Source organism: Amycolatopsis sp. NPDC005232 (genome assembly GCF_040607795.1).
GTDB lineage: Bacteria > Actinomycetota > Actinomycetes > Mycobacteriales > Pseudonocardiaceae > Amycolatopsis.
In genome coordinates, this window is the sequence record NZ_JBEXHL010000004.1 from 123,428 (window position 1) to 149,832 (window position 26,405).

29 protein-coding genes are annotated in these 26,405 nt (G+C 70.9%); 15 read left to right on the top strand and 14 right to left on the bottom strand.

What is annotated here, in order from left to right; genetic code table 11:
• Positions 1-6: 6 nt before the first annotated feature.
• The 3 genes from ABZU76_RS10005 to ABZU76_RS10015 form a co-directional block, all read right to left on the bottom strand.
• Positions 7-306, bottom strand: a complete 300-nt coding sequence (locus tag ABZU76_RS10005; RefSeq protein ID WP_354867001.1) for a DUF2516 family protein — start codon at positions 304-306, stop codon at positions 7-9.
• A gap of 664 nt (positions 307-970) precedes the next feature.
• Complete coding sequence (locus ABZU76_RS10010; protein WP_354867003.1) at positions 971-1,636, bottom strand: hypothetical protein; 666 nt, start codon at positions 1,634-1,636, stop codon at positions 971-973.
• On the bottom strand, positions 1,633-2,073 hold the full coding sequence (locus tag ABZU76_RS10015) for a helix-turn-helix transcriptional regulator (RefSeq protein ID WP_354867005.1): 441 nt from the start codon (positions 2,071-2,073) through the stop codon (positions 1,633-1,635). The genes ABZU76_RS10010 and ABZU76_RS10015 overlap by 4 nt, the downstream gene beginning before the upstream one ends.
• A gap of 110 nt (positions 2,074-2,183) precedes the next feature.
• On the opposite strand from ABZU76_RS10015, the gene ABZU76_RS10020 reads away from it, so the two are divergent.
• Positions 2,184-3,359: a methyltransferase domain-containing protein gene (locus ABZU76_RS10020; protein WP_354867007.1), complete on the top strand. Its 1,176-nt coding sequence runs from the start codon at positions 2,184-2,186 to the stop codon at positions 3,357-3,359.
• A 112-nt stretch (positions 3,360-3,471) separates the two neighbouring features.
• On the opposite strand, the gene ABZU76_RS10025 is transcribed toward ABZU76_RS10020, so the two are convergent.
• Genes ABZU76_RS10025 through ABZU76_RS10035 form a run of 3 tightly spaced genes read right to left on the bottom strand, consistent with a single transcriptional unit; the run spans position 3,472 to position 4,918 of the window.
• Entirely contained in the window at positions 3,472-4,074 is a 603-nt protein-coding gene (locus ABZU76_RS10025) for an AAA family ATPase (RefSeq protein ID WP_354867009.1), read from the bottom strand.
• 55 nt (positions 4,075-4,129) lie between these two features.
• Positions 4,130-4,516, bottom strand: a complete 387-nt coding sequence (locus ABZU76_RS10030; RefSeq protein ID WP_354867011.1) for a zf-TFIIB domain-containing protein — start codon at positions 4,514-4,516, stop codon at positions 4,130-4,132.
• A gap of 33 nt (positions 4,517-4,549) precedes the next feature.
• Entirely contained in the window at positions 4,550-4,918 is a 369-nt protein-coding gene (locus ABZU76_RS10035) for a VOC family protein (RefSeq protein WP_354867013.1), read from the bottom strand.
• Between the two features lie 86 nt (positions 4,919-5,004).
• Between ABZU76_RS10035 and ABZU76_RS10040 the strand changes: the two genes are divergently transcribed.
• Complete coding sequence (locus ABZU76_RS10040; RefSeq protein WP_220245899.1) at positions 5,005-5,472, top strand: CGNR zinc finger domain-containing protein; 468 nt, start codon at positions 5,005-5,007, stop codon at positions 5,470-5,472.
• A 252-nt stretch (positions 5,473-5,724) separates the two neighbouring features.
• Here ABZU76_RS10040 and ABZU76_RS10045 read toward each other — a convergent pair whose 3' ends face one another.
• Positions 5,725-7,023 (bottom strand): DUF445 family protein, encoded by a 1,299-nt coding sequence (locus tag ABZU76_RS10045; protein WP_354867016.1) that lies wholly within the window; start codon positions 7,021-7,023, stop codon positions 5,725-5,727.
• A 29-nt stretch (positions 7,024-7,052) separates the two neighbouring features.
• Between ABZU76_RS10045 and ABZU76_RS10050 the strand changes: the two genes are divergently transcribed.
• Entirely contained in the window at positions 7,053-8,219 is a 1,167-nt protein-coding gene (locus tag ABZU76_RS10050) for a pyridoxal phosphate-dependent aminotransferase (protein WP_354867018.1), read from the top strand.
• Between the two features lie 534 nt (positions 8,220-8,753).
• On the top strand, positions 8,754-10,130 hold the full coding sequence (locus tag ABZU76_RS10055; protein WP_354867020.1) for a hypothetical protein: 1,377 nt from the start codon (positions 8,754-8,756) through the stop codon (positions 10,128-10,130).
• Between the two features lie 522 nt (positions 10,131-10,652).
• On the opposite strand, the gene ABZU76_RS10060 is transcribed toward ABZU76_RS10055, so the two are convergent.
• Complete coding sequence (locus ABZU76_RS10060) at positions 10,653-12,107, bottom strand: PLP-dependent aminotransferase family protein (RefSeq protein ID WP_354867022.1); 1,455 nt, start codon at positions 12,105-12,107, stop codon at positions 10,653-10,655.
• A gap of 61 nt (positions 12,108-12,168) precedes the next feature.
• Between ABZU76_RS10060 and ABZU76_RS10065 the strand changes: the two genes are divergently transcribed.
• Positions 12,169-12,810, top strand: coding sequence for a hypothetical protein (locus ABZU76_RS10065; RefSeq protein ID WP_354867024.1), 642 nt, complete (start codon positions 12,169-12,171; stop codon positions 12,808-12,810).
• On the opposite strand, the gene ABZU76_RS10070 is transcribed toward ABZU76_RS10065, so the two are convergent.
• Together ABZU76_RS10070 and ABZU76_RS10075 are read right to left on the bottom strand one after the other, a co-directional pair.
• On the bottom strand, positions 12,807-13,349 hold the full coding sequence (locus ABZU76_RS10070) for a Clp protease N-terminal domain-containing protein (protein ID WP_354867026.1): 543 nt from the start codon (positions 13,347-13,349) through the stop codon (positions 12,807-12,809). The genes ABZU76_RS10065 and ABZU76_RS10070 overlap by 4 nt on opposite strands.
• The gene (locus ABZU76_RS10075; RefSeq protein ID WP_004559389.1) at positions 13,349-13,558 is read right to left on the bottom strand and encodes a sigma factor-like helix-turn-helix DNA-binding protein; all 210 of its coding nucleotides are present in this window, start codon (positions 13,556-13,558) and stop codon (positions 13,349-13,351) included. Before ABZU76_RS10075 ends, ABZU76_RS10070 begins: the two co-directional genes overlap by 1 nt.
• Before the next feature lie 72 nt (positions 13,559-13,630).
• Here ABZU76_RS10075 and ABZU76_RS10080 point away from each other — a divergent pair, with 72 nt between their 5' ends.
• Entirely contained in the window at positions 13,631-14,404 is a 774-nt protein-coding gene (locus tag ABZU76_RS10080) for a hypothetical protein (protein WP_354867028.1), read from the top strand.
• A 60-nt stretch (positions 14,405-14,464) separates the two neighbouring features.
• Positions 14,465-15,142 carry a DUF998 domain-containing protein gene (locus ABZU76_RS10085; RefSeq protein ID WP_354867030.1) on the top strand — a complete coding sequence of 226 codons (678 nt, stop codon included), beginning with the start codon at positions 14,465-14,467 and terminating at the stop codon, positions 15,140-15,142.
• Between the two features lies 1 nt (position 15,143).
• On the opposite strand, the gene ABZU76_RS10090 is transcribed toward ABZU76_RS10085, so the two are convergent.
• Positions 15,144-16,172, bottom strand: a complete 1,029-nt coding sequence (locus ABZU76_RS10090) for a D-cysteine desulfhydrase family protein (protein ID WP_354867032.1) — start codon at positions 16,170-16,172, stop codon at positions 15,144-15,146.
• Between the two features lie 149 nt (positions 16,173-16,321).
• Here ABZU76_RS10090 and ABZU76_RS10095 point away from each other — a divergent pair, with 149 nt between their 5' ends.
• Genes ABZU76_RS10095 through ABZU76_RS10105 form a run of 3 tightly spaced genes read left to right on the top strand, consistent with a single transcriptional unit; the run spans position 16,322 to position 19,096 of the window.
• A complete protein-coding gene (locus ABZU76_RS10095) occupies positions 16,322-17,710 on the top strand; it encodes an amidase (RefSeq protein ID WP_354867034.1) in 1,389 nt (462 codons plus the stop codon).
• Positions 17,677-18,249, top strand: a complete 573-nt coding sequence (locus ABZU76_RS10100; protein ID WP_354867036.1) for a TetR family transcriptional regulator — start codon at positions 17,677-17,679, stop codon at positions 18,247-18,249. The genes ABZU76_RS10095 and ABZU76_RS10100 overlap by 34 nt, the downstream gene beginning before the upstream one ends.
• Position 18,250: 1 nt before the next feature.
• The gene (locus ABZU76_RS10105; protein ID WP_354867038.1) at positions 18,251-19,096 is read left to right on the top strand and encodes an oxygenase MpaB family protein; all 846 of its coding nucleotides are present in this window, start codon (positions 18,251-18,253) and stop codon (positions 19,094-19,096) included.
• A 1-nt stretch (position 19,097) separates the two neighbouring features.
• Here ABZU76_RS10105 and ABZU76_RS10110 read toward each other — a convergent pair whose 3' ends face one another.
• Positions 19,098-19,637 (bottom strand): CGNR zinc finger domain-containing protein, encoded by a 540-nt coding sequence (locus tag ABZU76_RS10110; RefSeq protein ID WP_354867040.1) that lies wholly within the window; start codon positions 19,635-19,637, stop codon positions 19,098-19,100.
• A 55-nt stretch (positions 19,638-19,692) separates the two neighbouring features.
• On the opposite strand from ABZU76_RS10110, the gene ABZU76_RS10115 reads away from it, so the two are divergent.
• Positions 19,693-20,547, top strand: a complete 855-nt coding sequence (locus ABZU76_RS10115; RefSeq protein WP_354867042.1) for an alpha/beta hydrolase — start codon at positions 19,693-19,695, stop codon at positions 20,545-20,547.
• Positions 20,548-20,760: 213 nt separating this feature from the next.
• Here the strand turns inward: ABZU76_RS10115 and ABZU76_RS10120 are convergent, their stop codons facing one another.
• Both ABZU76_RS10120 and ABZU76_RS10125 read right to left on the bottom strand, forming a co-directional pair.
• On the bottom strand, positions 20,761-21,618 hold the full coding sequence (locus tag ABZU76_RS10120) for an LLM class flavin-dependent oxidoreductase (RefSeq protein ID WP_354867044.1): 858 nt from the start codon (positions 21,616-21,618) through the stop codon (positions 20,761-20,763).
• A gap of 13 nt (positions 21,619-21,631) precedes the next feature.
• On the bottom strand, positions 21,632-22,651 hold the full coding sequence (locus ABZU76_RS10125) for an aldo/keto reductase (protein WP_354867046.1): 1,020 nt from the start codon (positions 22,649-22,651) through the stop codon (positions 21,632-21,634).
• A gap of 184 nt (positions 22,652-22,835) precedes the next feature.
• Here ABZU76_RS10125 and ABZU76_RS10130 point away from each other — a divergent pair, with 184 nt between their 5' ends.
• From ABZU76_RS10130 to ABZU76_RS10145, 4 genes are read left to right on the top strand one after another with little or no spacing between them, the layout of a single operon-like run.
• Positions 22,836-24,251, top strand: a complete 1,416-nt coding sequence (locus ABZU76_RS10130) for a hypothetical protein (RefSeq protein ID WP_354867048.1) — start codon at positions 22,836-22,838, stop codon at positions 24,249-24,251.
• Positions 24,248-24,649 (top strand): FixH family protein, encoded by a 402-nt coding sequence (locus tag ABZU76_RS10135; protein WP_354867050.1) that lies wholly within the window; start codon positions 24,248-24,250, stop codon positions 24,647-24,649. The genes ABZU76_RS10130 and ABZU76_RS10135 overlap by 4 nt, the downstream gene beginning before the upstream one ends.
• 14 nt (positions 24,650-24,663) lie before the next feature.
• A complete protein-coding gene (locus tag ABZU76_RS10140; RefSeq protein ID WP_354867052.1) occupies positions 24,664-25,794 on the top strand; it encodes a hypothetical protein in 1,131 nt (376 codons plus the stop codon).
• Positions 25,787-26,335, top strand: coding sequence for a hypothetical protein (locus ABZU76_RS10145; protein WP_354867054.1), 549 nt, complete (start codon positions 25,787-25,789; stop codon positions 26,333-26,335). Before ABZU76_RS10140 ends, ABZU76_RS10145 begins: the two co-directional genes overlap by 8 nt.
• The last annotated feature ends 70 nt before the right edge of the window (positions 26,336-26,405 follow it).

Consider the following 26,405-nt stretch of genomic DNA (forward strand, 5'->3'; position numbering starts at 1 on the left):
ACGCGGCTACCAGTTGCGCTTGCCCCGCTGCACCTCGATGAGCCTCGGACGGACGTCCACCAGGTACACGAGCGCGGCGGCCATCGCGGGCACCCAGAAGATGAACCCGACACCGCTGACGTTGTAGCCGAACAGAACCATCGCGAGCGTGGCGCCGCCGGTGATCAGCAACCAGATCGGCTTGGTCTTGCGGTCGGCCGCCTGGTACGCGTCGGAGCGCTGCAGCAGCGCGTGAACGAAGGCGAAAAGCCCGACCAAGGCGCTGCCCCAGTGGATGACCTGAAGTATCCAAGCGGCAACAAGCACGGACGCCAGCTTACGGCAAACCACCCAACGCGCCGGTGGCCCGGCACTTCACAAGCGCCGGGATGTGGGGTGGGTGTGACCTAATTCTCTGTCCTGGTGGGGGTCTTGCGTTCGGCCCTGTGGTTCGGGTTTGCCGATGCGGCGGTGTGGTGGGCGGGGAACGGGCATGTCGGGCCGGCTTTTGAGCCGGGCCGGGCAGTCGCGCGGTGACGCGGTCTCACCGTTGCCGGCCTTACGGCGGGACTCTGCCCCGCCACCGAGGTAGCCGCGGCGCCGGCCCTTTCTCGGCACTCGTGAGCACACCTGCCCGCCGAAAAGGCGGGGTCGTGCCGCACAGCACGGGGGAATCCGCATCTGCTTCCCGACCATCGCGAGCGGCTGCCCGGGTCGTACCGCGGCGGGAAAGCGGCCTCTCGCCGTTTGTCCGCCGTCGTGAGCGGCTGCCAGCGAACGGGCGGGGTTGTGGCGCGCGTCCGAAAAGGCGGCCGTCCCTCCTTGCCGGCCATCGGGAGCGGATCTCCTGGCGACCGACTTCGCCGGTGCGGCGCGTGGAAGCGGCTCCGGCGTTGCAGCTCCTGCCACCCGAACCGCGAGAAACCCGCTCCCCGGCGGGCCGACCTGTCGGTGCGGCGCGCCGGGGAGCGGGCTGGTGTCGTTCTCGGGCTTACTTCTCGGTCTTCGGCGCGGCGGCCGGCTTCTTCGCGACCGTCGTGGTGGTGCGGCGGGCGGGCGAAGCGGTCTTCGGCGCCGTGCGGTTCGCGGCCTTGCGGGCGACCGAGCGGGTCTCGTGGGCGAGGTCGTCGCCGAGGTCCTCGACGGCTTCGGCGGTCTCGTCGGCGACCTCGGTCACCTTGCGGGCCGTCTTCTCGCCGACGGAGCGGGTGCGCTTCGTGACCTTGGCCAGCACGCCGTCGACACGCTCGCGGGTCTCGCCGGCCAGGCCGTCCACGCGCTCCTGCGCGGTGGTCAGCGCGTCCTCGAGCTGGTCGAGGGCCTTCTTCACCTGCGGCTGCGCGGAGATCTTGTCCCAGGTCTGCTCGCCGGACTCGGCCAGCTTGTTGTAGAGCTTGAGCGCGGCCTCGGTGTACTCGTCGATGACCTTGCGCAGCTCGGCCGGGTCGAGCTTGCCGCGGAGGCTCTCGACGTCGGTGGGCAGCTCTTCGAGGTTCTTGCGGGCGTTCTCGCCGCTCTTACGGGCCTTCGCGACGGCGTCGGTCACGGCCTGGCTCGCGAGGTTGCCGGCGCCGAGCGCGGCGAGCAGCGGGGTGCGGACCTGGTCGATGGCGGTGCTGACGGCCTTGCGGACGTCCTCGGTCTTGGGCGTGGTCATGCCGACTCCTCTGTGGTGTCGTGGGTGGTCTTGGTGGTTGCCGGTGGCTCAGCGGGCGTGCCGGCGGCGTTCTCCCGCCGGAAGGACTCGTAGACGTCGAGCAGAACCTGCTTCTGCCGCTCGGTCAGCACGGTGTCGGCGCGAATCGCGTCGCCGACCGGGCCTCCCGTGGGCAAGTCGAGGATTCCTGCTTGCACGTAAAGCGCTTCGGCCGAAATCCGCAGACCTTTGGCGATCTGCTGCAGGATCTCCGCGCTGGGTTTGCGGACCCCGCGCTCGATCTGGCTCAGGTACGGATTGGACACGCCGGCGAGCTTCGACAACTGCCGCAACGAAATCTTCGCCGAACTCCGCTGCTGGCGGATGTACTCGCCGATGTCGGAGGCGATGTCCGCGACCTTCTCGATCGGGTTTTGGGTCCCGCCGGGTTCTGTCATCCGGTCACCTCCTCGCGACACTTCCGACCGTACGCGGAGGTGCTAGCTATTGCAAGCACTCTGCTTGCACTTTCAGGTGTGGTTCCGCTCACCCGGCTACGGTGGTCCCCATGGCGACTCAGCGGTTGCGCCGCAGGCTGGTCAAGCACCTGGTCGACGAGGACGTGCTGCACGACCCGAAGTGGGTCGAGGCCTTTCGCGGCGTGCCGCGCCACGTGTTCCTGCCGCAGTTCTTCACGCGCGTCGACGAGGGCTGGGCGGCTGTCGACCGTGACGATCCGGGGTGGCTGGAGCGGGTCTACTCCCCCGACGTGCTGGTGACGCAGCTCGACGACGATTCGTCCCTGTGGGACAAGGCTCGACGCGAGGGGCCGATCGACGGAGTGCCGACAAGTTCTTCGAGCATGCCCGCGATCATGGCGATCATGCTCGAGGAGCTGCGCGTGGAGGACCGGCAGCGGGTGCTGGAGATCGGGACCGGGACGGGGTACAACGCGGCTCTGCTGAGCCATCGTTGCGGGTCGGGTTCGGTGTCCACTGTGGATGTTGATGCGGGGCTGGTTTCGGCTGCGCGTGGGCATCTGCAGGAGGCGGGGTATGCGCCGTCGTGCGAGGTTGGCGATGGGGCGCTCGGGTTTCCGGCCGGGGTCCTGTTCGACCGGGTGTTGTGCACGGCCTCGGTTTCTTCGGTGCCGCCGGCTTGGCTTGAGCAGACGGTGCCGGGCGGCCTCGTGGTGACGACATTGAACCGGCCGTTGGGCGCGGGGCTGGTCCGGCTGGTCGCCGGCTCGGGCGCGACGGGCCACGGGCGGGTCCTGGCCCGCGACGGTCGCTTCATGCCCCTGCGCGCCCACCGCCTCCCGGCTCCGGCTGCTCTGCCTTCGCCCGCTTCCGCGGATTGGCGGCCGACGCAGCTGCCGATTGATTTGCTGCTGAAGCCGCACTTGAAGTTCGAGTTCTTCGCCTCCTTGGAACTCCCGGGCGTCCACCCGGTCCGCGAACTCCCCGACGGCTCGACCGACGCGATTTCCTCGGGGGACCCCCAAGCGGGCCCCTTCGCCCTCACCCACCCCGACGGCTCGTGGGCCCGCGTCCGCACCCACGGCGACACGCTCGAAACCGCCCAAGGCGGCCCCCGCGGCTTGTGGGACCTCGCCGAGCGCGCCCTCGTCCTGTGGAACTCCCTGGGCCGCCCGGAGCGCGACCGCTTCGGCCTGACGGTGGATGGCTCGCGGCAGGAGTTCTGGCTGGATGAGCCGGATGGGCTTCAGTGGGAGTTGAGTTAGGTCGGGCCCAACGGTGCTCGCTGCGCTTGTGGACAAGTCGCTAGGTCCGGCCCAACCGGCGGGGGGCTGTGGACGGTTGCTGGGTCCGACCCAGCCCATCCCCGCTGGCCGGTCAGCCGGTTAGGTTCGACCTAACCCACTTCTCCGCCTGCGTGACCACGTCATCGAGCGGGGTGGTCGTCGTATCGAGGTGCGGGACCTGGGTGCGGATCCAGTGGTTGAACTCGAGCATCTCGTCGATGCGCGGCTCGTCCCATTCGCGCCACGCGGGGCGGGCTCGCAAGCGTTTGCGGAGCGCCGCGTCGTCGGCGACGAGTGCGAGGTAGTGCACGTCGGAGAAGAAGGCGCGTTCCGGCAGGGGCTCGATTTCCTGTGGGGCGACGGTGCCGCACAGGACGACCGGCCGGCCGTTCTGGTGCAGCATCGCCGCCATACGGAGCCAGGCCGCGCGGAAGCCCGGGATGTCGTCGCGGAGGGCGCCCGCCCACAGGACGTCCTGTTCCAGCACCACCGCATCCCCGGCCAGCCGCGCGGCCAGCGCCGGGCCGACAGTGGACTTGCCCGCGCCGCTCGGGCCGGTGAGCGCGAACAGCGGCAGCCGCCGGAACGGCCACCGGTGTCCACAGAGGACACACTCCAGCACCGCGCCCTCGACCCGCGGGCGGTCGGCACGATCGCCGCACGCGGGACAAATCCGCAGGTCGAGGGCGGGCACTGGATCAAGAGCCGGCCCCGGGCCCGCGCCGGGAACCGGATCGACGGAAAGCAACTCAGTCGAACAGGTTCTCGAGGAAGCCGCGTTTGCGGTGACCCCCGTGGGGCCGAGGTGAGTCCGCGTAGCCGCGATGCCCGCTGTAGGGCCGCGGCGAGTCCGAGTAACCCCCACTGCCCCCATAAGGCCTAGGCGAATCCGAATACCCACCACCGCGATAGGGCTTCGGCGAGTCCCCGTGCCCACCTCGGTACGGGCGCGGCGAGTCCGCCCGCCCGTAGCGCGGCGGTGGCTGCGCCCCGCCGTAATACGAGCTCTCGGCTCCGGCGATCTGCTCCAGCTCACCGTGGTCCAAGAAGATCCCCCGGCACGCCTCGCACTGTTCGATGTGGATGCCGTTCTTGTCGACGGTCCGCATCCGGTTCTGACACTTCGGACAAATCACGCATCCGAGACTACGCAGATTCCGCCCGGCGCGTCAGCAGGCGCACAGGCAGAACGGATGACCCACCGGATCGGCGTAGACGCGGAAGGTCGAGGGCGAGTCGTCGAGCAGCTTGGCGCCCAGGGAGAGCACGCGGGTGTGCGCGGCTTCCAGGTCGTCGACGTCCAGGTCGAGGTGGGCCTGCTGGGGCAACGAAGCCGAGGGCCACTCGGGCGCGCGGTAGTCCGCCACCTGCTGGAACTCCAAGCGCGCACCGCCGGTCGGGTTGACGAGCCGGGCCCAGGAGCCGCCCGCGCGCACCGCGGGCTCGGGCCAGTCGAGCACCGCGCGGTAGAAGCCGGCGAGCGCGGCGGGGTCCGGGCAGTCGAAGACGGTCGAGCCGAACGTCGGAACAGCACCCATGATCGTGACTCCCTCCAGTAACCAGTATTCGGAGTATGGGAGTTATCAGCCGACGAAGCAACCACCCTCGCTCGTACACTGGTTGCGTGCACACCGACGCGACCCTGGTGGTGGACTTCCTCAACACCGTCGACATCGAGCGCGGCGAGGACCTGCTGGACGACCCCGGGCTGTGGCAACGCTGGTCAGCCGAACGCGGCGTCTCCCCGAGCAACGCGGACGAAGCCCGCGCCATCCGCGACGGGCTGCGCGCCGCCGTCGGCGATCCGCGCCTCCCCGTGGAACAGCTCGAAGTCCCGCTGACGTTCTCGCTGAACAACCAAGGCCCGCAGCTCCTGGGGACAACCGCCGTGTCCGCGGTGCTGGTCGCCGCCACCCGGCTCTCCATCCGCGGCGACTGGGTCCGGCTCAAGATCTGCCCCGCCGACGACTGCCTCGAAGCCTTCTACGACGAGTCCCGCAACCGCTCGCGCACGTGGTGCTCCATGCGCGTCTGCGGCAACCGCGAGAAGGCTCGGACCTGGCGCGCCCGCGCGACGGGTGTGCACAACTGAGCACCTGTGGACAACTCAGGCACAGCCACCAGATATGCACGTGCAGACGCACCGGATCCCCACAACTTGTGGATGGGCGTTAGGCCAGATCCGTGAAAAGTTGTGGATAACCCGGGGGATAACTCAGCTTCCTGTGGACAACTGGCTTGAAGGTCCCCCGGGTGTGGTATACGCACCGGCTGCACATGAGCGGCCACGCTCCGACAATCGCAAAGCACGGAACAACACCGAGAAAACCGAGAAAAGCCCAGGTCAGAACAGCAGCTGCGCCACCGTGTAGATCACCAGACCGGCCAACGCGCCCACCACCGTGCCGTTGATGCGGATGAACTGGAGGTCGCGACCCACCTGCAGCTCGATCTTCCGCGACGTCTCCTCGGCATCCCAACGCTCGACGGTGTCGGTGATGATCGTGGTGATCTCCTTCGAGTAGTTCTTCACCAGGTACGCCGCGGCGCCCTCGACCCAGCTGTCCACCTTCGACGCCAGCGAGTCGTCCGTGATCAGCCGCTCGCCGAGCGACTGCAGGCCCGCGCGCACGCGCCGGCGCAGCTCGCTCGACGGGTCCTCGGCGGCGTTGAGCAGCATCTCCTTCGCCGTGGCCCAAGCGTTGCCGATCAGCTTCTGCACCTCGTCGTGGTGCACGATCTGGCCCTTGATCTGCTCGGCGCGCTCCATGGTCTTCGGGTCGTTCTGCAGGTCCTGCGCGAACTCGCCGAGGAACTTGTCCAGCGCCAGGCGCATCGGGTGGTTCACGTCCGTCTTCACTGCCCACGCGAACGACAGCACCTCGCCGTAGACCTTGTCCGCCAGCATCTCGTCGACGAACTTCGGCGACCAGCTCGGCGCGCGGTCGGAGACGACCCGCAGCATCGCCTGGTGGTTGTCGCGCACCCACTCGTAGGCCCGGTCGCACATCAGGTCCACGAGCTTGTGGTGCGCGCCGTCCTCGAACACGCCCGCGAGGATCTTGCCCAGCGGCGGGCCCCACGGCCGGTCGACGATGCGCTTGACCACGGCCTGTTCCATGATCGCCTGCACGTCCTCGTCGCGCAGGACCGTGACGGCGCCGCGCACGACCGTGGCCAGCTCCGACGTCACGCGCTCGGCGTTGTCCGGCTGCGAAAGCCACCCGCCGAGGCGGCGCGAGATCTCGACCCGCTTGAGCTTGTCGCGGATCACGCCCTCGGAGAGGAAGTTCGAGCCGACGAAGTCGCCCAGGCTGTTGCCGAGCTGGTCTTTCTTGTTCGGGATGATCGCCGTGTGCGGGATCCGCAGGCCCAACGGGTGACGGAACAGCGCGGTGACGGCGAACCAGTCGGCGAGCGCGCCGACCATGCCGGCCTCGGCGGCCGCCTTCACGTAGCCGACCCACGCGGGCCAGCCGGCCGACTCCGCCCAGCTCGTGAGCAGGAAGACGACCGTGGCGCCGAGGAGGAAGGACAGCGCGACCTGCTTCATCCTCCGCAAGCCGCGCCGTTTTTCCGCGTCACCGGCGGCGCCACCGGGCGGGTCTGCGGGCGTGACCTTGGCTGGGGTGAGTTGCTCCACGACGCCATTGTCCGTGAGGATGCGTTTTCGTGCGTGAACCAGCTCTCGTCCCCCGCCTCCGCCCCTTCACCGCGACGATCTTCGCCGAGATGACGGCGCTCGCCGTGAAGCACGGCGCCGTGAACCTCGGCCAGGGTTTTCCCGACACCGACGGGCCCGCCGGCATGCTCGAAGCGGCGAAGAACTCCCTGTTCGGCGGCGACAACCAGTACCCGCCGGGCCCGGGCCGCCCCGAGCTGCGCGCCGCCATCGCTCGGCACCGGCTGCGCTACGGCACCGAGTACGACCCGGACACGGAAGTCCTGGTCACGGCGGGTGCGACCGAGGCCATCACGGCCGCGCTCATCGCGTTGACCGAGGCCGGCGACGAGGTGATCGTGGTCGAGCCGTACTACGACTCCTACGCCGCGGCCGTCGCGATGGCCGGCGCCCAGCGGCGCGTGATCGGCCTGGTCGAGACGGCCGACGGGCGCCTCGAGCTCGACCTCGACGCCCTGCGCGACGCCATCACGCCGCGCACCCGCGCGGTGCTGCTGAACTCGCCGCACAACCCGACCGGCACCGTGTTTTCGCGCGCGCAACTGGAGGCCGTGGCGGCGCTGTGCGTGGAGCACGACCTCATCGCGGTGACCGACGAGGTCTACGAGCACCTCGTGTTCGACGACGCGTCCCACATCCCGCTCGCCACGCTGCCCGGCATGCGCGAGCGGACGGTGTCGATCTCCAGCGCCGGCAAGACGTTCAACTGCACCGGGTGGAAGATCGGCTGGGTCTGCTCGACGCCCGAGCTCGTGGCCGCGGTGAAGGCGGCGAAGCAGTTCATCACGTTCGTCTCGGGCGGGCCGCTGCAGCCGGCGGTGGCGTATGCGCTGGACCACGAGCTGCCGTGGGTCGAAGAGCTGCGGACGAGCCTGCAGGACAAGCGCGACCGGCTGTCGGCGGGACTCGCGGACGCGGGTTTTGCCGTTCGCCCCAGCAGCGGCACGTATTTCGTGACGGCTGACGTCCGCCCGCTCGGTTTCACCGACGCCGCCGAGCTGGCGTGGGCGCTGCCCGAACGCGTCGGCGTCGCGGCCGTGCCCGTGAAGGTGTTCACAGATCACCCGGACGAGTGGAAACACCTGCTGCGTTTCGCGTTCTGCAAGCGGAACGAAGTCATCGACGAGGCCGTCGGACGGCTGCGCCAACTCGTCTGACCACTGCGGTTACCGAATAACGAGTTGCGAGGCGGTTACGCTCCAGATTCATCGACGGTGCGTTAGTGATGCGATACCGAGAGTATGGTTTTGGGATGAAACATCAGGTCAACGGCCATGCGGGGGTCCGCCCGGATGGCCGCAGAGGGTCCCATCGGGCGCACGCTGAGTGATCAACTTCGGCTGATCGGACACCGGAGCCGGTAAGTCCGTTCCGCCTTACGGGGTGGATCGAACGCAGGGAAGATGAAACACTCGCGACCGGTGCTAGAAAGAGTGCAGCCCCGGGGGAACTGCGACCTGGCCGGAGAAGAACCCCAGTTGGATCAGTCTCGTGCGGTAGCCGCATGAGCTTCAGGCGCGGACGGTGGTGGTGGCGTGAGCGACACGGCTGCCGCACGCACCGACGCACCTCTCCTGAGCAGCACTGATCCCGGACTGGCCGCTGCCGTGGCAGCTTCTGCTGTTGTGGCTCCTGTGGTTCCGCCCGTCGGCGCTTCGGCGAAGGGCTCGGATTCGAACAGCCTCGCTTCGGTGCGTAGGCCGCGGCCGTGGGCGGCCCCGCTGGCGAGGCCGGCCGCGCGGATCGCGCTGGCAGGCGGGTTGACGTTGGCCGGGTGGCTGCTCGGCGCGTTGGTCGCCGGGGCCGGCGCGGAGGCTGCGGAACAGCCGCACGGCCTCGACGCGTCGGGGAACACCGTGGCGACCGCGCCGGGGCACACCGGGCACGGCGAAGCTCGGGAGCACCGTCGAGAGCCGCGCGGACATCCTTGGCACCGCGTTTCGACCGGGTCCACTGCGGACTCGGTTGCCGCGGGAACTTCCAGTGGCAGCAAGGGTTCGGACTCGACCGGAACTTCCAGCGACAGCACCGACTCGGCCGCCGCCACGCCGAACACTTCCGGCACGAGCGCTTCCGACGAGAGCACTTCCGGCGCCTCGGACACGAGCGCTTCCGACACGCCGAACACTTCCGGCACAACCGAGTCGGACCAGGCCGAGACGCCCGCCAGTTCCGGCGGCAGCACCGACGCCGCTGCCACGACCGGCGCGAACGCCGGCTCCGCTCAGGTCGTGCCCGACGGGTCAGGCGGAGCGAAGCAGCACGAGACCGACGACTGCGACGGGACCCACCACAGCGCGACCGACCAGACCACCACCGACACCACAGCGACCGACCCCGCCACGGCTCCCAGCACCACCGTCACCACCAGCACCGACGCCGAGGCGCCGCTGCGTGCCACCCCGTCGCAGGGTGGGCTGCTGGGCGGACTGCTCGGCGGCGTGCTCGGGCTGGTCGACAACGCGGTGCACTCGATCACCGGCGTGGCCGGAACCGTGGGCGACGTCGGGGACACCGTGTTGCCGCCGGTCACGACGGTGCCGGGTGGGGATGACGCGCCGCCGTTGATCCCGATCGGGGATGTGCTCGGGCCGGTGTTCTCGGGTGGGACGGTGAGTGGCGGGGTCACGGCGACCGTGCCCGAGCTGACGGTTCAGCCCGGTGAAGTGGTGAGCGCCGTGGTTCCGGTGGTCGTACCTCAGCCGGCGCCGGTGACCGTGCCCAAGACGGCCGCGCCGGCGCACCACCCGAGTGTCGTGCACGTGATTCCCGTGCAGCAGCGCAGCACCGGCGCGCAGCACGCGAACAACGAGAACTCCCACGTCGGCGTCACAGGTGGCGGCGGCGGTGGGGGCGGGGGTGGCCTGCCCGCGGCGCCCAGCGCGCCCGTCGCGCCGACCACCACCGTCAACCCGGGCCACGACGGCTCGGGCGGCGCGCGGCAGCCGTTCGCCGTCGTCGGGGACAGCGTGACCACCACGCAGCTCAAGCTGATCGGCGTCAGCCGCGACCACGAGGTCGACGGCGCGGGCAGGGACGCAGCCCTGCCCACCACCTCCCCGGACTGACCGGCACCCGGTCCACCGGGGAGAGCCACGTCCAAACCAAGATCAACTTCTTGGAGCGCGCGCCCGTTCGCTGCGCCTGGCTCATCCTTTCGCACCAATCATTCGACAAGGGGCGATCCATGCGTATGACCAGCCTTCCCGACCGGCCGACCGCGCCCGGCCGGATCGGGTCCTGGTCCCGGCGCCGCGCTGCCCCCGCGGCGCCGGGACCCACAACGGGCGTGCTCCGGAGGTTCCCGCTCACCGCGCCGAGCGGGAACCTGCGCCAACCGAAGCCCGCCTGAGCCGTCGGCGCTTCCCGGCACGTCGAGGGGCTGTGCCGGGAAGCCGCCGCGGCGCCCGCTCTGAACGGAGCGGGTGACGAACAGCCGGTGCGCCGGATGCGACCACCACCATCCCTGGAGTGGTTGGAACATCCGGTGCACCGGCTGTTTATCGTTTACGGCCCTGTTTCGGTAGAAACGGCGCCGCAGCAACAAAATCCGGCTGCGCGGGCCCGATCGAGACGCCCGGATCCGAACCTCAGGTCACCGGCACGTTCGCCGCGGGCACGTCCGCGTAGCCGCGCACCGACTCGACGGCCAGGCTCAGCCGCCGCACGGCCTCGAGCAGCTGGTCGGGCGGCAGGCCGAACGGCAGGCGCAGCCAGCGTTCGAGGCCGCCGTGCACGCCGAAGCGCGAGGCGGGCGCCAGCTGCACTCCGTGGTTCGCCGCCGAGACGGCGAGGCGCGTGCTCATCGGTTCCGGCAGGCGGCACCACAGCGACAGGCCGCCGGCCGGGACCTCGAACGTCCACTCAGGACAGTAGGCGTGCACGGCGTCGATCAGGGAATCGCGCTGCAGCCGGAAATCCACGCGCCGCTGGGCCAACGCCGCGTACCCCTCCGGCTCCAACAGCGAAGCCAGCACCAGCTGGTCGAACACCGGCGCCCCCAGGTCCACGGCGAAGCGCGACGACAGCAGCCGGTCGAGCAGCTCGGCCGACGCGCGGATCCAGCCCAGCCGCAGCCCGCCCCACTGCGACTTCGCGGCCGAGCCGACCGTCAAGGCCAAGTCCCCCGCGAACGCGGCCAGCGGCGGCGGCGCGTCGAGCGGATCACCCTCGTAATCCAGCTCCACCAACGATTCGTCGACCACCACGGGCGTGCGCGAACGCGCGAGGAGGCCGCCGAGGCGTTCGCGGCCGGCGGCGTCGAGGCGCAGGCCCGTGGGGTTCTGGAAGTCGACCACGAGGTAGCCGAACCGCGGCGCCGCCTGGCGCAGCGCCGCCTCGATGCCGGTGAGGTCCCAGCCGCGCACGGGGTCGAGCGCCACCGGCACGGGCAACGCGTGGGCGGCGCGCACGGCGTCGATCGCGTTGGGGTACGTCGGCTGCTCCACCAGCACGCGGTCGCCGGGGCCGGCCAGCATGCGCAGGCACAGCACGAATGCCGAGTACGCGCCGGCCGTCAGCATCACCTGGTCGGGAGACGTCGGCAGGCCACGCGCGGTGTAGCGCTCGGCGATCCGCTCGCGCAGCAGCGGCAGGCCGCCGGTGAGGTAGCCGTTGCCGCTCAGGTGCTCCACGAGGTCGCGCCGCGCGGCGTCGACGGCGTTGATCAGGCCGGGCAACGCGGGTGGCGCGGCGCGCGCGAGGTCGATCAGGCCGTCGCGCTCGTGCTGGGCCGGGGCGGCCGAACGGTGGCCGGCACCGGAGATCCACGAACCAGCGCCACGACGGCTGGCGACGACACCTGTGGAACGCAGCCGGTCCAGCGCCGCGCCGATGAGCGTGCGGCTGACGCCGAGGGCGTCGGCGAGCTCGCGTTCCGCGGGCAGCCGGGTGCCGATGGGGAGCTGGCCGTCGAGCACCTGCAGCTCGACGGCCGCGGCCAGATCCGCCGCGCCCTGGCGAGAGCCACGACGACGCCACTCCCCGAGCAATACAGCCAATCGGGTGCCAGAAACGCGGCTACCTAGCGGAATATGCGAGGTCATAAGACCAATTATCCGACATTGGCCATGGATTACCAGTCCACTTATGGCCGATAGTGGAGAAGTGGCAGTTGTCGACCTCAGTCCCCTCAGCGTCCGCCGGGCACCCGCGCGCCGTGGTGCCCAGCTCCTGGCCGGGCTCGCGCTCTACGGCGCCAGCATGGCCATGCTCACCCGCGCCCACCTCGGCCTCGACCCGTGGGACGTGCTCCACGAGGGCATCACCAAGCTCACCGGACTGAGCTTCGGCACGGTCACGGCCATCGCGTCGGTGTTCGTGCTGCTGCTGTGGATCCCGCTACGCCAGCGGCCCGGCATCGGCACCGTGGCCAACGTCGTGGTGATCTCCGTGACCGTCGACGCCGTGCGCGCGGTGCTGCCCGACCAGCACGCGCTCGCCCTTCAGATCCTGCTGCTGGTCGGCGGCGTGGTGCTCAACGCCGTGGCCACCGCCGTCTACGTCGGGACCCGGCTCGGCCCCGGGCCGCGCGACGGGCTGATGACCGGCCTCACCGCGCGCACCGGCTGGTCGGTGCGGCTGGTGCGCACCGGGATCGAGGTGACCGTGCTCGCCGTCGGCTGGCTGCTCGGCGGCACCTTCGGCGTGGGGACCGTGCTCTACGCGGTCACGATCGGACCGCTCACGCAGGCTCTGTTGCCGCTGGTCACATGGCGGACCGGGCGCCGCGAAGAGCAGCAGCACTAGCCGGCCTCCCGTTGCGCGACCACGCGGCGCACCGACACGTAGTCGACGCCGTGCGCGGCCAGCAGATCGGGCACCGGGCCCTTCTGCTGCACCAACGCGAGCAGCAGGTGCTCCTGACCCAAGTGCTTGTCCCCCAGCTTCACGGCTTCGCGCAGGCTGAGCTCCATCGTGCGCTTCGCGTCGGCGGCGAACGGGATGTGGCCACGTTTGGCGCGTCTGCCACCACCGGCGAGCGCGCCAGGGCCGTGGGTCTCCTCGACGCGCTCGACGATCTGCTCCACGTCGATGCCGAACTCGGTGAGCGCGGCCACGTCGGCGTCGCTGATCCCGCCGCGCCGGCGGATGCGGTCGAGCTCCGCGAGCACGTCCTCCCGTGTCACGCCGAGCTCCTCCAGCAGCCGCAGGCCGGCGCCGTTCTCGGTGCGCGCGAGCCCGGCCAGCACGTCGGTGAGCTCGATCTGCCGCGCGCCGGCTTCGCGCGCCACGATCTGGGCCTCGACCACAGCCAGCCGCGCGTCGAGCGTGAACCGTTCGAACATCAGTGCCTCCCGTACTTCTTGTGGACGGCCTGCCGGCTGACCCCCAGCTCGGCGGCGATCTCCTGCCAGGACCAGCCGTGCACACGGGCGCTGCGCACCTGCACGGCTTCGAGTTGTTCGAGGAGCCGACGAAGCGCGGCGACCGCGCGAAGCCCCACTCGGGGATCACGGTCGCCCGCCCTCGCGGCCAGGTCTGTTGCTTCCGTCATGGTGTCAATCTAGGTTGACACTCTCGCTCCTGTCAACCCAAGTTGACGGGGCACTCGGGTTAGCATCGAGTGATGCCCGAGATCGCGATCGCGGAGCGCGCGGGAGTAGGCGCGGACGGCCTGCCTCGCGCGAGCGAAGACCACGTCGTGGTGCTGGACAACGCCGTGCTGCTGCTGGACGGCGCCACGTCACCGAGCCCGGACCTGCCGCCCGGCGGCTGGTACGCGGACCTGCTGGTGCGCCGGCTGGCGGACGAGCTGAGAGAAAGTCCCAAGGAGGACCTCGCCGTCGCGCTGGCGTCGTCCATCGCCGGCGTCGCGGCGGAGCACGGGCTGGAGCCCGGGCACTCGCCGTCGAGCACCGTGTCGATCCTGCGCTGGGACGCGGCCGAGGTCGAATCCCTTGTGCTGGCTGACAGTCCGGTTGTCGCGTTCGGACAGTTCGGGGTGGACGTCGTGGCCGACGACCGGCTGGTCTCCCTGCGCGACGGCGGCCTGCTCCAGACCGGCGCCGACGTCCGCCGCCGCCGCAACGCCGAGGGCGGCTTCTGGGTGGCCGAAGCCGATCCGGCGGCGGCGTCGAGGGCCGTGCGGCGCTCGTGGCCCCGCCCTGAGGTCGACGCCGTGCTGCTCGCCACCGACGGCGTGTCCACCGGGGTCGACGACTACGGCCTCTTCGGCTGGCCCGACGTCCTGCGGCTGGCTCGCGCGAGCGGCCCGAACGCGGTGCTGGATGTCGTGCGAACTGCGGAAACGCAGGATCCCGACGGTTCACGCTGGCCGCGCGCGAAACGCCACGACGACCAGGCACTGGTGCTCGCGGAATTCACCAGCGCCGTCGATTAGGGGTCGAATTCAGGGTGATCCCGGATCACGAATCGCGCCAACCCCGCGACGCTGGGGACCATGGGGATTTCACGGGGGTTGCGGATCTGGCGGACGGGCGCGCTGGTGGCGATCGGGTGGGGGCTGTTCACGATCACCCTGATGCACGTGATCAGCTCGCGCGACCCGATCCACGACACGTTGTCCAGCTACACCACCACCGACCCCGGCCTGCTGAGCGCGAGCGTGCTGGCGCTCGCCGTCGGTTCGCTGGCCGTGCTCGGCTGCCTGGCCGCCGGTGGCGTGCCGCTGCCGCGGACCACGCGGGTGCTGATTTCGTTGTGGGCCTTGGGTTTGGCAACGGCCGCGGTGTTCCCGGCGAGCTACCCGCCGCACCCGGACCTGGCGAGCGGCGAGATCCACCTGTACTCGTGTGTGGTGGCGTTCGCGAGCCTGCCGGCCGCGGCGCTGACGTTGCTGGAACCGTTGCGCGGCACGGCCGAACGCACGCTCGTGGCGCGGTGGCTGCGGTTCGGAGTGGCCGTTTTGGTGGTGTTCGGCGTGAGTTTCCTGTTCGCGCGCCTCGACGAGGCCGGGCTGCCGGTCCACACCGTCACCGAGCTGCTGCCGGTCGGGGCCACGCAACGGTTGATGCTCGTCGCCGACGTCGTGCTGCTGCTGGGCTTGATCCGCGTGGCGGTGCGGGTCGACGCCACCCGCGCGGCGGCCGAGCTGCAACCGGCCACCGCGCGGGACTGACTCACTCCTGCATCGCGGCGACGAATTCCGGCGCGTAGCCGTACAGCCCGGGCAGGCCGCCGGTGTGCACGAACACCACGGTCTCCTCCGGGTCGAACCGGCCGCCGGCGGCCCATTCGACGAGCGCGGCGGCGGCCTTGCCGGAGTAGACCGGGTCCAGCACCACGCCTTCGGTGCGGCCGAACAGCCGCAGCGCGCCCCACGTCGAGGGCGCCGGAATGCCGTAGCCCTCGCCCAGCGTCGAGTCGCTCATGCGCACGTGGTCGAGCGACGGTGTGTCGAGGCCGAGCAGCTGCGCGGCCGACGTGACGAGGTGAGTGAGGTTGTCGGTGGCCTCGTCGAGCGGGTGGCTCACGCACGCGAAATCGGCGCCGAGGTTGCCGAGCAGCGCCGTGCCGAGCGAGAGGCCGGCAGACGTGCCGCCACTCGCGTGGGGCGCGACGATGCGCGCGCTGTCGATGCCGAGCGCCGAGAGCTGCTGCGCGAGCTCGTGGGACGCGGCGACGTAGCCGAGAGTGCCGAGCGCGTCGGACCCGCCGACGGGGACGGTGAAGACCTTCCGGCCCTCGTAGTCGGCCGACGCGAGCAGCTCTTCGTACGTGCGGTCGGCTTCTTCTGCCGTGGCGCAGATGTGCACGCGGGCGCCGAAGAGCAGGTCGAGCGGGATGTTGCCGGAGTGCTCGTAGGCCTCGCCCTCGCGCGGCACCTTCGCCGTGAGCACGAGCTCGCAGCGCAGCCCCAGCCGTGCGCACGCGGCCGCCGTCTGGCGTCCGTGGTTGGTCTGCAGGGCGCCGAAGGTGATCACCGTGTCGGCGCCGGCCGCGAGCGCCGCGCCGAGGTGGAAGTCGAGTTTGCGCAGCTTGTTGCCCCCGACGCCGAGCGGGTGCACGTCGTCGCGCTTGAGCATCAGCCGCGGCAGCCCGAGCGCCTCGCCCAGCCGCGGCGCCGCCAGCAGCGGCGTCGGTCCGCTGCCGAGCCCCGCCCGCGGGAACGCGTCGAAAACGGGAAATCGGTCGAAGTCGAACGTCATCGATCCTCCGTGGTGCTGGGGCGGGCTGGTGCCGGGATTCGGACACAATCGTCAGCCTCGGGCAGGGCGGCTGTCGAACCAGGGAGCCGGAATCACAGTCCGGTGGTAACGTTCGTTCGAACGAACGAGAACCCCCCGGGGGTGGCCCGATGACCGTCAGGGCTTGTGAGATCAGCGCAGTCGCGTTCACGACCGTCTCCGAGCAGGTGGCGGCGCTTGAAGCAGGCGAAACGACGTCCGTGGCGCTCACGGCCGCGGCCCTGGCAGAGGCGCACGCGAGCCAGGCCGTGCTCAACGCGTTCCGCCGGATCCGGGACGAAGAAGCCCTCGCCGAGGCCGAAGAAGCCGATCGACGCCGGGCGCGAGGTGACCGGACGCCGTTGCTGGGCGTGCCCGTCGCGATCAAGGACGACGTGGACCTCGCGGGCCTGCCGACGGCGTTCGGCTGCGCGGGCGACTTCCCCGCCGCGACGCAGGACGCGCCGGCCGTGGGGCTGCTCAAGCGGGCCGGCGCCGTGATCATCGGCAAGACGAACACGCCTGAGCTGGGGCAATGGCCGTTCACGGAAGGGCCGGCGTTCGGGGTCACGCGCAACCCGTGGCACCCCGACCACACGCCCGGCGGGTCCTCCGGCGGCTCGGCGGCCGCGGTGGCCGGCGGCGTGGTCGCGGCGGCGCTGGGCTCGGACGGCGCCGGGTCGGTGCGCATCCCGGCGGCGTGGACGGGGCTCGTCGGCATCAAGACGCAGCGCGGACGCGTGCCGCTGGGCGGGGAGCTGTTCCATGGCCTCACCGTGCTCGGGCCGCTCGCCCGGACCGTCGCCGACGCGGCGACCCTGCTCGACGTCACCACGGGCTCCGACAGCACCTTCCGCAGTGCGGCCCGGCGCGAACCCGGCCGGCTGCGCATCGGGCTGTCGACGAGGATTCCCTTCACCGCGACGAAAACCACCCTCGACCCGGTGGTCGAAGCGGCCGTGCGCAACACCGCGGAGGCGCTCGCAGACCTGGGCCACGAGATCGTCGAGATCGATCCGGACTACGGGCTCATCGGGCTCACCTTCCTGCCGCGGTCGCTCACCGGCGTGCGCGACTGGGCCGCTCGCGTGCCCGAGAAGGCCAAGCTCGACCGGCGCACCCGCGGCAACGCGCAGCAGGGCACCGTGCTCGCCGGCGCGTTGAAGCTCGCCCGCGCGCTCGAACCCGCGCTGCAGCGCCGCATCGGGTCGGTGTTCGGACGCGTCGACGTGCTGCTCACCCCGACCACCGCGACGCCGCCGCCGAAGACCGGCGCGTTCGACGGGCTCACCGGCTGGCGCACCGACCAGACGATGATCGCCGCGTGCCCCTACGCTTGGCCGTGGAACGTGCTGGGCTGGCCGGGGATCAACGTCCCGGCCGGACAGACGGCAGACGGGCTCCCCCTCGGCGCCCAGCTGCTGGGCCCGTCGCACGCCGAGGAGCGGCTGATCTCCGTTGCCGCGCAACTGGAAGAGGTCCAACGGTGGCACCTGCGCCGGCCCGCAAGGGTGTGGTGAACACCCGCGACGCGATCCTGCGGGCGACGCTCGAGGTCGTCGGCGAGCAAGGCGTCGGCGGGCTCACCAACCGGCGCATCGTGGCCGCCGCGGGCGTCTCGCTCGGCACGCTGACCTACCACTTCCCCAGCCAGACGGAGCTCCTGCGCGAGGCGATGCTGCTGTTCGCCGAGGAGGAGACGGCGAAGCTCGCCGCGATCGCCGACGCGCACCGAGCCGACGGCCTCAGCCTCGAGCAGGCCGCGGCCGTGGTGGAGCAGGTGATCGAGCAGCTGCCGTTCGGCACCGACGACCTCGCGCCCCACGAGCTCTACCTCCAGGCCGCGCGCGATCCCGGGCTGCGCGAAGCGTCCGCGCGCTGCTTCGCCGCGTACGACGATCTGGCCACGACGATCCTGCGTGCGCTCGGCGTGGCCGATCCCGCGCGGGTGGCGGGTCCCGTCGTCGCGCTCATCGCCGGGCTGCAGCTGCGCCGGCTGTCGACGGGCACCGACGTGCCGGCCGCCGAGCCGCTGATGATGCTGCTGCGCGGGGCCTGACGTGGGGCCGCCGGTCGTGCCGGGCACCGCTGCCTGGCGGTACTTCGGCGACTTCCGCGACCTGCTGCTGGCGGGGCAGGTGCTGCTGCTGCAGCTGGCGCACCCCGTGGTCGCGGCCGGGGTGCGGGACCACTCGAACTACGTTTCGGATCCCTGGACGCGATTGATGCGTACGGGGGCTTCGCTGTCGATTTACGTGTACGGCGGTGCCGCGGGCGCACAGTTCGAGGCTGCGCGGCTGCGGGAGCTGCATCGGACGTTCACCGGGGTGGCCGACGGGCGGCGGTACAGCGGGCTGGATCCGGGGGCTTATGCGTGGGTGCATGCGACTCTGGTGAAGGTTCCGGTTGATGTGCAACGGTTTTTCGGCCGTCCGTTGAGTCTTGCCGAGCTTGACGAGTACTACGCGCAGATGTGCGACGTCGGCCGGGTGCTCGGGGTGCGGGAGCGGGATCTGCCGGCGGACTGGGCCGCGTTCGAGCGGTACTACGACGAGATGGTCGCGTCGTTCCGGCCGAACGAGACGATGACGACGTTGTTCGAGACCATCCACGCCGTGCCGAAACCCGTGCGGTGGCTGCCGGATCGGTGGTGGCCTCGGCTGCGGGACGCGCAGGCCGCGGGGCAGTTTTTCTTGATCCGGGCGACATTGCCGTCGGCTTTGCGGGAGCAGATCGGTCTACAGTGGACTTCTCGTGACCGGCTGCGGTTCGCGCGATTCTGCCGTGTGGTGCGGATTGTCGGCTGGTTGGTGCCCGTGCCGTTGCGGACGGCGCACATGCGGTGGATCGGCAAGCTGAACGTGTGGCTGCGCGCCCACCCGTGGGCTTACCGACTGATCTCCTGACTCAGCCGCGGGTGCGGGCGTAGTGCGCCCGGGCCTTGGCGCGGTTGCCGCAGCGGGACATCGAGCACCATTGGCGGGTGCGGCGGGGTGATGCGTCCGCGAAGCGGAGGCCGCAGTCTTCGGCCGCGCAGACGCGCACGTCTACCGGGCTGGTCACCAGTTCGATCACGTCGGCGGCGATCAGCGCGAAGGCGGCGGCGACCGGGTTACGGGGAATGGGTGCCGCTTTGTGCAGCTCACCGTCCGACAACTGCAGGCGCGCGTTGGGCAGCGGCTCCTCGACGGCTTTGTTGACGAGCTCGACGTCCTGCCGCGCCGGCGGGGTGGTGACCAGCCGGTTCACGGCCTCCCTGAGCCATTTCGCCGTTTCGAGGTCTTCCTCCGTGACGGGCACCCGGTTGTCGGTGAGACCCGCGAGCGCGAGCCACTCGGCGAGGGCTTCGGGCGACGTCAGCAGCTCGACGCCCTCGGGCCGATAGCGGTCGCGCAGCGTGTTGACGAGGTCGAGACTCGGCCGGCCGCCGTCGAAGACCCACTCCATGGGGTGGATTCTAACCCTTGCCACCGGTTAGCCGCATCCGGTAGCGTCTAACCTCATGATCCGGTTAGAATCTTCGATGGCCCAGGTCGGCGACCTCCGGATGCACTACCTGCGCGGCGGCGACGGCCCGCCCGTGTTCCTGCTGCACGGCTGGCCGCAGACGTCGCACTGCTGGCACCGCGTCGCGGGCCCGCTCGCCGAAACCCACACCGTGATCGCGCCCGACCTGCGCGGCTACGGCCGCACCGACAAACCGCGCGGCGGCTACGACAAGCGCACGATGGCCGCCGACCTCGCGCAGCTCGCCGAGCAGCTCGGCTTCGGCCGGCTGGCCGTCGTCGGCCACGACCGCGGCGGCCGCGTCGGGCACCGCTGGGCGCTGGACCGGCCCGAGCAGGTCGAGCGCCTGGCCGTGCTCGACATCGCGCCGACGCGCGAGATGTGGAAGCGGCTCGACTCCGACGTCGCGAAGGGCTACTGGCACTGGCTGTTCCACCTGCAGCCCGACCTGCCGGAGCTGCTGGCGGGCAGCAACATCGCCGCGTACCTCGGCTACTTCTTCGAACGCTGGACGTTCCAGCGCCAGGGCCTGCCCGCCGAGGACGTCGACGAGTACGTGCGCGCGTTCTCCGCCCCGGGCGCCCTGCGCGCCGGCTTCGACGACTACCGCGCCTCCTTCCCGGACGACGCCACCCTCGACGACGCCGACTACGCCGCCGGCAAGCGCCTCACCCAGCCCCTGCTCGCGATGTGGGGCCAGGCCGGCCTCCTCGGCAAACTCCCGACCCTCGACATCTGGCGCGACTACGCCGACAACGTCACCGGCGTCGGCCTCGACAACTGCGGCCACTTCCTGCCGGAGGAACAGCCGGAGGTGGTGGTGTCGCACCTGCGGGAGTTCTTGGGCTAGGCCTTGATCAGTTCGTATGGCTCCACGGCGCGACGCCCGCGGGAAACTGACCTGGCTACGCGGCGAGTGAGCAACGCACCCAGCGCGTACTCAGCAACGCGGGGTCAGCCGGACCGCGACCGCTTCCCTGCCGGGCCAGCAAGCCGGACTGCGACCACGGCCTCCTGAGGAGCGGCCAGAAGCCGTCGTGGTGCGCCGGCGTGAGCTTCTCGGTCAGGCGTTGATCAGCTCGTCGACGACCCAGTGCGCGACGCCCTCAGGGAACGGCGACGGCAGGCCGAGAACCACGTGTTCGAAGCCGGCGTCGACGGCCTCGGCGATGGCTTTGCGCGTGTGGCCGGGGTCCTCGTAGGACACCTGCAGGTGGAGCGAGCGGGTGATCTCCGCCGGATCGCGGCCGAGTTCCGTGCAGTAGCGGTCGAGAAGGGCGCTGCGGCTCACGGCGTCTTCGAGGTCGCCGCCAGGGATGTTCCAGATGTCGGCGTGGGCGGCGACCACGCGCAGGGTGGCGGCCGCGCGTCCGCCGATGACGATCGGGGGGTGGGGGCGCTGTACGGGCTTGGGGTTGCCGAACGCACCCGTCAGCTGGACGGTGTCGCCGGCGAAGTCGAAGGGCGTGTCGTCCGTCCACAAGCGACGGATGACCGTGCAGGCTTCGGCGAGGGCCTGGACCGCGTGCGTGGTCTCGTGGAACGGCAGGCCGTGGGCTTCGTATTCGCGCCTCGCCAGCGGATGGCTCGGGCGTGAGCCGACGCCGATGCCGAAGTCCAAGCGGCCGGCGGAAACGACGTCGACGGTCGTGGCGATTTTGGCGAGCACGGCGGGCGGGCGAAAGCGGTTGCTGGTGACCATGAGGCCCAGGCGCAGGCGCGAAGTTTGCGCAGCGAGGGCCGAAAGCAGGGTCCAGCCTTCGAAAATCGGGCCGTCGGGGTCGCCGGCGATGGGCAGGAGGTGGTCGAAGAGCCAGGCGTGCTCGATCTCCGGCAGTGCGTCGGCTTCGCGCCAGACACGCACGAGGTCGTCGTAGCCCACCTGCATCGGGGCGGTCATGATGCCGAACCGAGGTGACATGGGGAGGTTCCTTTCAGCGGCGACGCAGGGCCGGGTCGAGCAGAGCGGGCGGGGTGTCGAACTTCTCGTGCGCAGCCAGGTCCACACCGGGCGCGACGATCTCGTCGATCGCGTCCAGCACGTCGGCGGACAGCACGGTGTCGGCGGCCGCGAGGTGCGAACGCAGGTGCTCCAGCGTGCGGGGGCCGATGATCGCGCTGGTCACGGCCGGGTGCGCGGTCACGAACCCGAGCGCAAGCTGGATCAGCGTGAGCCCGGCGTCGGCGGCGACCTTCGCCAGGCGCTCGACAGCATCGAGGCGAGCCTGGTTGGCGGGCAGCGTCAGGTCGAAACGCTGAGGCAGAACCCGAGAGCGGCTCGTCGTGATCTCGCGCCCCTCGCGGACGGCGCCCGAGAGCCAGCCGGACGCGAGCGGGCTCCACGCCAGCGCGCCGAGGCCGTACTCCGCGGTCATCGGCAGCACGTCGGCCTCGATGCCGCGTTGCAGGATCGAGTAGCTGGGCTGCTCGGTCACATAGCGGCTCAGGTGGTGCTCACGCGCGGCCCACTGCGCCTGCACGATCTTGTACGCGGGGAAGGTCGACGAGCCGAAGTAGCGGATCTTCCCGGCGCGCTGCAGGTCAGTGAGTGCGGAAAGCGTCTCCTCGTCGCTGGTCGCGGGGTCCCAGCGGTGGACCTGGTAGAGGTCGACGTGGTCGACGCCGAGCCGGCGCAGGCTGTTGTCGAGCTCCGTGACGAGCCAGCGGCGCGAGCTGCCGCGGTGGTTGCGCTCGTCGCCCATCGGCATGGCGGCCTTCGTGGCCAGCACGAGGTCGTCGCGGCGGCCGGCGATGGCCTTGCCGACCATCACCTCCGACTCGCCGGTGCCGTACATGTCGGCCGTGTCGACGACGTTGATGCCGCCTTCGAGCGCGGCGTCGACGATGGCCGTGGCGTCGTCCTGCGTGGTGCGGCCGATCGCGCCGAAATTCATGGCGCCGAGCGAGAGCGCGCTGACCTGCACACCGGTGCGGCCCAAGGTGCGGTACTGCATGAGATGGTCCTCCGAGAAGCAAGCGGAACGTTGCTCCGTTAACCATACGGAGCAATGTTCCGCTTTTCAAGGACACAGTTCAAGAAGACCGGCACCTCAGGGTTCGCATCCCCCGAACCGGGGATGGATCTTCCCCCGCTTCCGTGACGATTCGGCTGCTGTGACCTCGCTACCTTTTCCCGTGATGGGGACGACAAAGAGAACGGCGCTGCTGATGGTGCTGTGCGCGCTGGGGATCGCGCTCGGCGGCGGCACCGCGCACGCCGACGGGGCGCCGGTCGGCGCGGACATCCAGGTGGCGCAAACGCTCGGCGCCCGCGAGCTGACCGTGATCATCCGGCGGATCGACGTGACACCGGGCGACCTGCACGTCGACATCGCCACGCACGCGGGCACCGCACCCGGGCCGCTGCGCCTGGCGGCGGCCGCCGACGGCGTCGTGTTCTCCCGCGGCGACGTCGTGCTCGGCGCGACACCCGGGCTCTACTCCGGCACGGTCGGCGTCGACCACGCCGGGCCGTGGGAACTGCAGCTGAACGACGGGACGACCACCGCGACCATTCCGTTCGTCGTCCCGGCGCGCGTGGTGCCGCCGTGGGAGAAGGCGGCGTACGGCGGTTTCGTTGCGGCAGGGGCGTTTCTGCTCATCGCCTTGGTGGTGGCGGTGCGGTCACGTAGAACCGCCTACGCCCTGCTTCCGGCGGGCGGGATGGTCGCGGCACTGGCCGTCGCGGTCACCGGCGCGCTACTGTCCACCGGCACTCCCCCTCCGCCCACGCCGGGCGCGCAGCTCGACGCGACCGTCGACAACGTCACCGATCCGTACGCGCTGTCACGCCTGCCCGGCACGGACTACTCGCGGCCGCCGGTGAACCTGAGCGTTGGCGCGCAAGGAAAGTCCCTCGCCCTCCACTTCACCGACGGTTCCACCGGCCGGCCCGCCGACGACCTCGTGATCCACGACGACGCGCTGGTGCACCTCATCGTCGTCTCACCTTCGGGCCGCTTGTGGCACCTGCACCCGGTGCGGGTGGCACCCGGCGAATACCGCGTCGACTTCACCCCGCCGGAGTCCGGGACCTACGCGGTCGCCGCGGAACTCGAGCGACGCGGCGGCGGAGTTCAGCTGGCAAGGTCCACTGTGGACTTCAAGGGCGTCACCGGCAACCCCGCCGAAGTCCCCGCAGGGCCGGGAAAACGCGTCGTCGACGGAGTGCCGATCGACGTGACCACCACGGTGGTGCAAGCCGGCACGCCCGTCACCGTCACCGCGCACTTCCCCACCGGCGATCTCCAGCCGTGGCTGGGCATGCTGGGCCACCTGATCGTCGTCGGGCCGCTGCCCTCGGCAAACAACCTCGGCGCCGCGGCCGCCACCGCACCGACGTGGGCCCACGCGCACGCGATGCCGCCGTACGTAGCGGGTCTCACGGGCGTGCCGGACGAGACCGTCGCCGCGTATGGGCCCGACGTGCCTTTCACGTTCACCTTCCCCGCGCCCGGCCGCTACCGGCTGTGGCTGCAGGCCGAACGCAACTGGTCCGTGCTGACCGTGCCGGTGGTGCTCGACGTGCCGGCTGTTCCCGGAGGGGGCCAATGAAAACGAAACGTCCGGTGGTGCTGATCGGCGTCGTCGTGGTGGTGGCCGCGGTCATCGCGAGCTGGCTGCTGTTCGGCGGCGGGTCGAGCGGTCCCACCGTGCTGAAGTCGACGACCGGTCCGTACACCGTGCAGCTGTCCGCGGACGCGCCACGCGTCGGTGGCAACACGTTCGCGTTCGCGGTGACCGGTCCCGCCGTCGAACGCGTGACGGTGGAGCCGGTGATGCCGCAGATGGGCCACGCCGTCACGCCCGTGCCGGCGACCGCCGACGGGCCGGGGCACTTCCGCGCCGCCGACGTCGGCCTACCGATGGCGGGCCAGTGGGAGATCACGGTCTCCCTGCGTGGGCCGGCGGGCGCCGGTCAAGTCGTGTTTCCCGTGTTGGTCAACCAGTAAGGAGGAGGCTGGGGATGGATCTCACCGCGTCGGGGGCCCGGGTGGTCACTGCGACGAGAAGGCCGGGGCTGGCACCCGCGTGCACAGTGCTCGCGGGGTCGGTGATCTCGATGGTCGGGCTCACCTGGGACGTGCAGTGGCACGACGACGTCGGCCCGGACACGTTCTTCACGCTGCCGCACCTGTTCCTGTACTCGGGCAGCGCGATCGTCGGGCTCGCGAGCCTGGCCGTGGTGCTGCTGACCACGGCCGCGCAACGCGCCGGGCGGCCGGTCGACCCGCGCATCGGCGGGCGCGCGATCGGCGTGTTCGGCCGGACGTTCGCGGCGCCGGCGGGCTACCTCGTGTCCGGTGTCGGCGCCGCGTTGTTCCTGCTCTACGGGCTGTGGGACCAGTGGTGGCACGGGCTGTACGGCTTCGACGCCGTGATCGACTCGCCGCCGCACATCGGGCTGCTGCTCTCGGTGACGCTGTCGATCATCGGCACCACGATGGTCTTCGCGGCCGCGCGGGAGCACCGCTGGGGGCGGATCGGGGTGTTCGGCTCGCTGGCCGTGCTGATCGCGTTCAGCGCGGTGACGGCGCTGGGGCTGCAGCAGGTGGACCTCGACCCGGTCGAGGCCACGTCGGTGGGGTCGACGCTGTTGTCCGTGCTGCTCGTCTTCGCCGGCGCCGGGTTCCTGCGCCGGCCGGGCGGCGCCGTGGCGACAGCGGCGATCCTGGCCGTGATCCAGGCCGTCTTCTGGTGGTTCTCGCCGTGGGCCGCGCGCTCGTACGCCGACCTCGTCGGGTTGCCGGTGCGCGACTACGTGAGCGGCGTGCCCGACATGCCCGCGCTGATGCCGATGGCGCTCCTGCCGGTGGCCGCATTGGTCGAGGCCTACCTGCTCCTCGCGCGACGACGGGGCTGGCAGCTGGGCCGCGTGTCCGTGCTCGCCGGCGGGCTGGCCGGGCTGCTGGTCGGCGCGACCCTGCTGGTGCAGCGCGGTCTGGTCTACTCCGGTCACGTCGGTGACCTCACGGCGGTTCTCGCGACCGGCCTCGCCGCCGGCGTGCTGGGTTTGGCGGGCGGCTTCGCGGGCTGGCGCTTCGGCGGCATGCTCCGCCTGCTCGCCCCGGCTTCGGAGGTGCAGACCCATGCGTAAGACTCTGCTGGCACTGGGCGCGGTCATCGGCCTGCTGCTCGCCACCGCGTTGCCGGCCAACGCGTACGAGCCGGTGAACATCGTCCACACCGAACGCGTGCAGGCCGGGCCCTACGGCCTCACCGTCGGCTTCTCGACGTGGCCGCTGCGGGCCATGCAGTCGCTGGACTTCACCTTCATCCCCGACGGCGGCATCGGCACCAAAACGGGCACGCTCGCCATGCACAACCCGTCGGTCGCCGCGTTCCAACGGCCGCAGCCGCTGGCGCGCCACCCGCGCAAGCGCGACGTCTGGGGTCTGGACATCCGCGCGCTGCCGACGGAAGGCACGTGGGCGTTCCGCTTCACGATCAGCGGCCCCGAGGGCCAGGGCACGGGTGAGCTGAAGAGCCTGCCGGTGCTGGCGCAGCCGGGACCGCCGATGGGGCTGAGCTGGGCGATCAGCAGCCTGCCGTTGATCGGCCTGGTGGTGCTCGTGGTCATCGCCTGGCGCCGCACGCGAGGCCGGCTGCGTGGCGGCGGGGTTCCGGCCGCCGCTTGATCCACAGCTCAGAGCGCCCCAATGTGGCGTTCGGTGCGCTCAACGCACCGAACGCCACATTGGGTGCGCT

Bases quoted from the DNA above. Each gene is read 5' to 3' on its own strand.
- ABZU76_RS10010 (WP_354867003.1), bottom strand. From the start codon at position 1,636: ATGACCACGCCCAAGACCGAGGACGTCCGCAAGGCCGTCAGCACCGCC.
- ABZU76_RS10015 (WP_354867005.1), bottom strand. From the start codon at position 2,073: ATGACAGAACCCGGCGGGACCCAAAACCCGATCGAGAAGGTCGCGGAC.
- ABZU76_RS10020 (WP_354867007.1), top strand. From the start codon at position 2,184: ATGGCGACTCAGCGGTTGCGCCGCAGGCTGGTCAAGCACCTGGTCGAC.
- ABZU76_RS10035 (WP_354867013.1), bottom strand. From the start codon at position 4,918: ATGGGTGCTGTTCCGACGTTCGGCTCGACCGTCTTCGACTGCCCGGAC.
- ABZU76_RS10060 (WP_354867022.1), bottom strand. From the start codon at position 12,107: ATGACCTCGCATATTCCGCTAGGTAGCCGCGTTTCTGGCACCCGATTG.
- ABZU76_RS10070 (WP_354867026.1), bottom strand. From the start codon at position 13,349: ATGTTCGAACGGTTCACGCTCGACGCGCGGCTGGCTGTGGTCGAGGCC.
- ABZU76_RS10075 (WP_004559389.1), bottom strand. From the start codon at position 13,558: ATGACGGAAGCAACAGACCTGGCCGCGAGGGCGGGCGACCGTGATCCC.
- ABZU76_RS10080 (WP_354867028.1), top strand. From the start codon at position 13,631: ATGCCCGAGATCGCGATCGCGGAGCGCGCGGGAGTAGGCGCGGACGGC.
- ABZU76_RS10085 (WP_354867030.1), top strand. From the start codon at position 14,465: ATGGGGATTTCACGGGGGTTGCGGATCTGGCGGACGGGCGCGCTGGTG.
- ABZU76_RS10090 (WP_354867032.1), bottom strand. From the start codon at position 16,172: ATGACGTTCGACTTCGACCGATTTCCCGTTTTCGACGCGTTCCCGCGG.
- ABZU76_RS10095 (WP_354867034.1), top strand. From the start codon at position 16,322: ATGACCGTCAGGGCTTGTGAGATCAGCGCAGTCGCGTTCACGACCGTC.
- ABZU76_RS10110 (WP_354867040.1), bottom strand. From the start codon at position 19,637: ATGGAGTGGGTCTTCGACGGCGGCCGGCCGAGTCTCGACCTCGTCAAC.
- ABZU76_RS10115 (WP_354867042.1), top strand. From the start codon at position 19,693: ATGATCCGGTTAGAATCTTCGATGGCCCAGGTCGGCGACCTCCGGATG.
- ABZU76_RS10120 (WP_354867044.1), bottom strand. From the start codon at position 21,618: ATGTCACCTCGGTTCGGCATCATGACCGCCCCGATGCAGGTGGGCTAC.
- ABZU76_RS10125 (WP_354867046.1), bottom strand. From the start codon at position 22,651: ATGCAGTACCGCACCTTGGGCCGCACCGGTGTGCAGGTCAGCGCGCTC.
- ABZU76_RS10130 (WP_354867048.1), top strand. From the start codon at position 22,836: ATGGGGACGACAAAGAGAACGGCGCTGCTGATGGTGCTGTGCGCGCTG.
- ABZU76_RS10135 (WP_354867050.1), top strand. From the start codon at position 24,248: ATGAAAACGAAACGTCCGGTGGTGCTGATCGGCGTCGTCGTGGTGGTG.
- ABZU76_RS10140 (WP_354867052.1), top strand. From the start codon at position 24,664: ATGGATCTCACCGCGTCGGGGGCCCGGGTGGTCACTGCGACGAGAAGG.
- ABZU76_RS10145 (WP_354867054.1), top strand. From the start codon at position 25,787: ATGCGTAAGACTCTGCTGGCACTGGGCGCGGTCATCGGCCTGCTGCTC.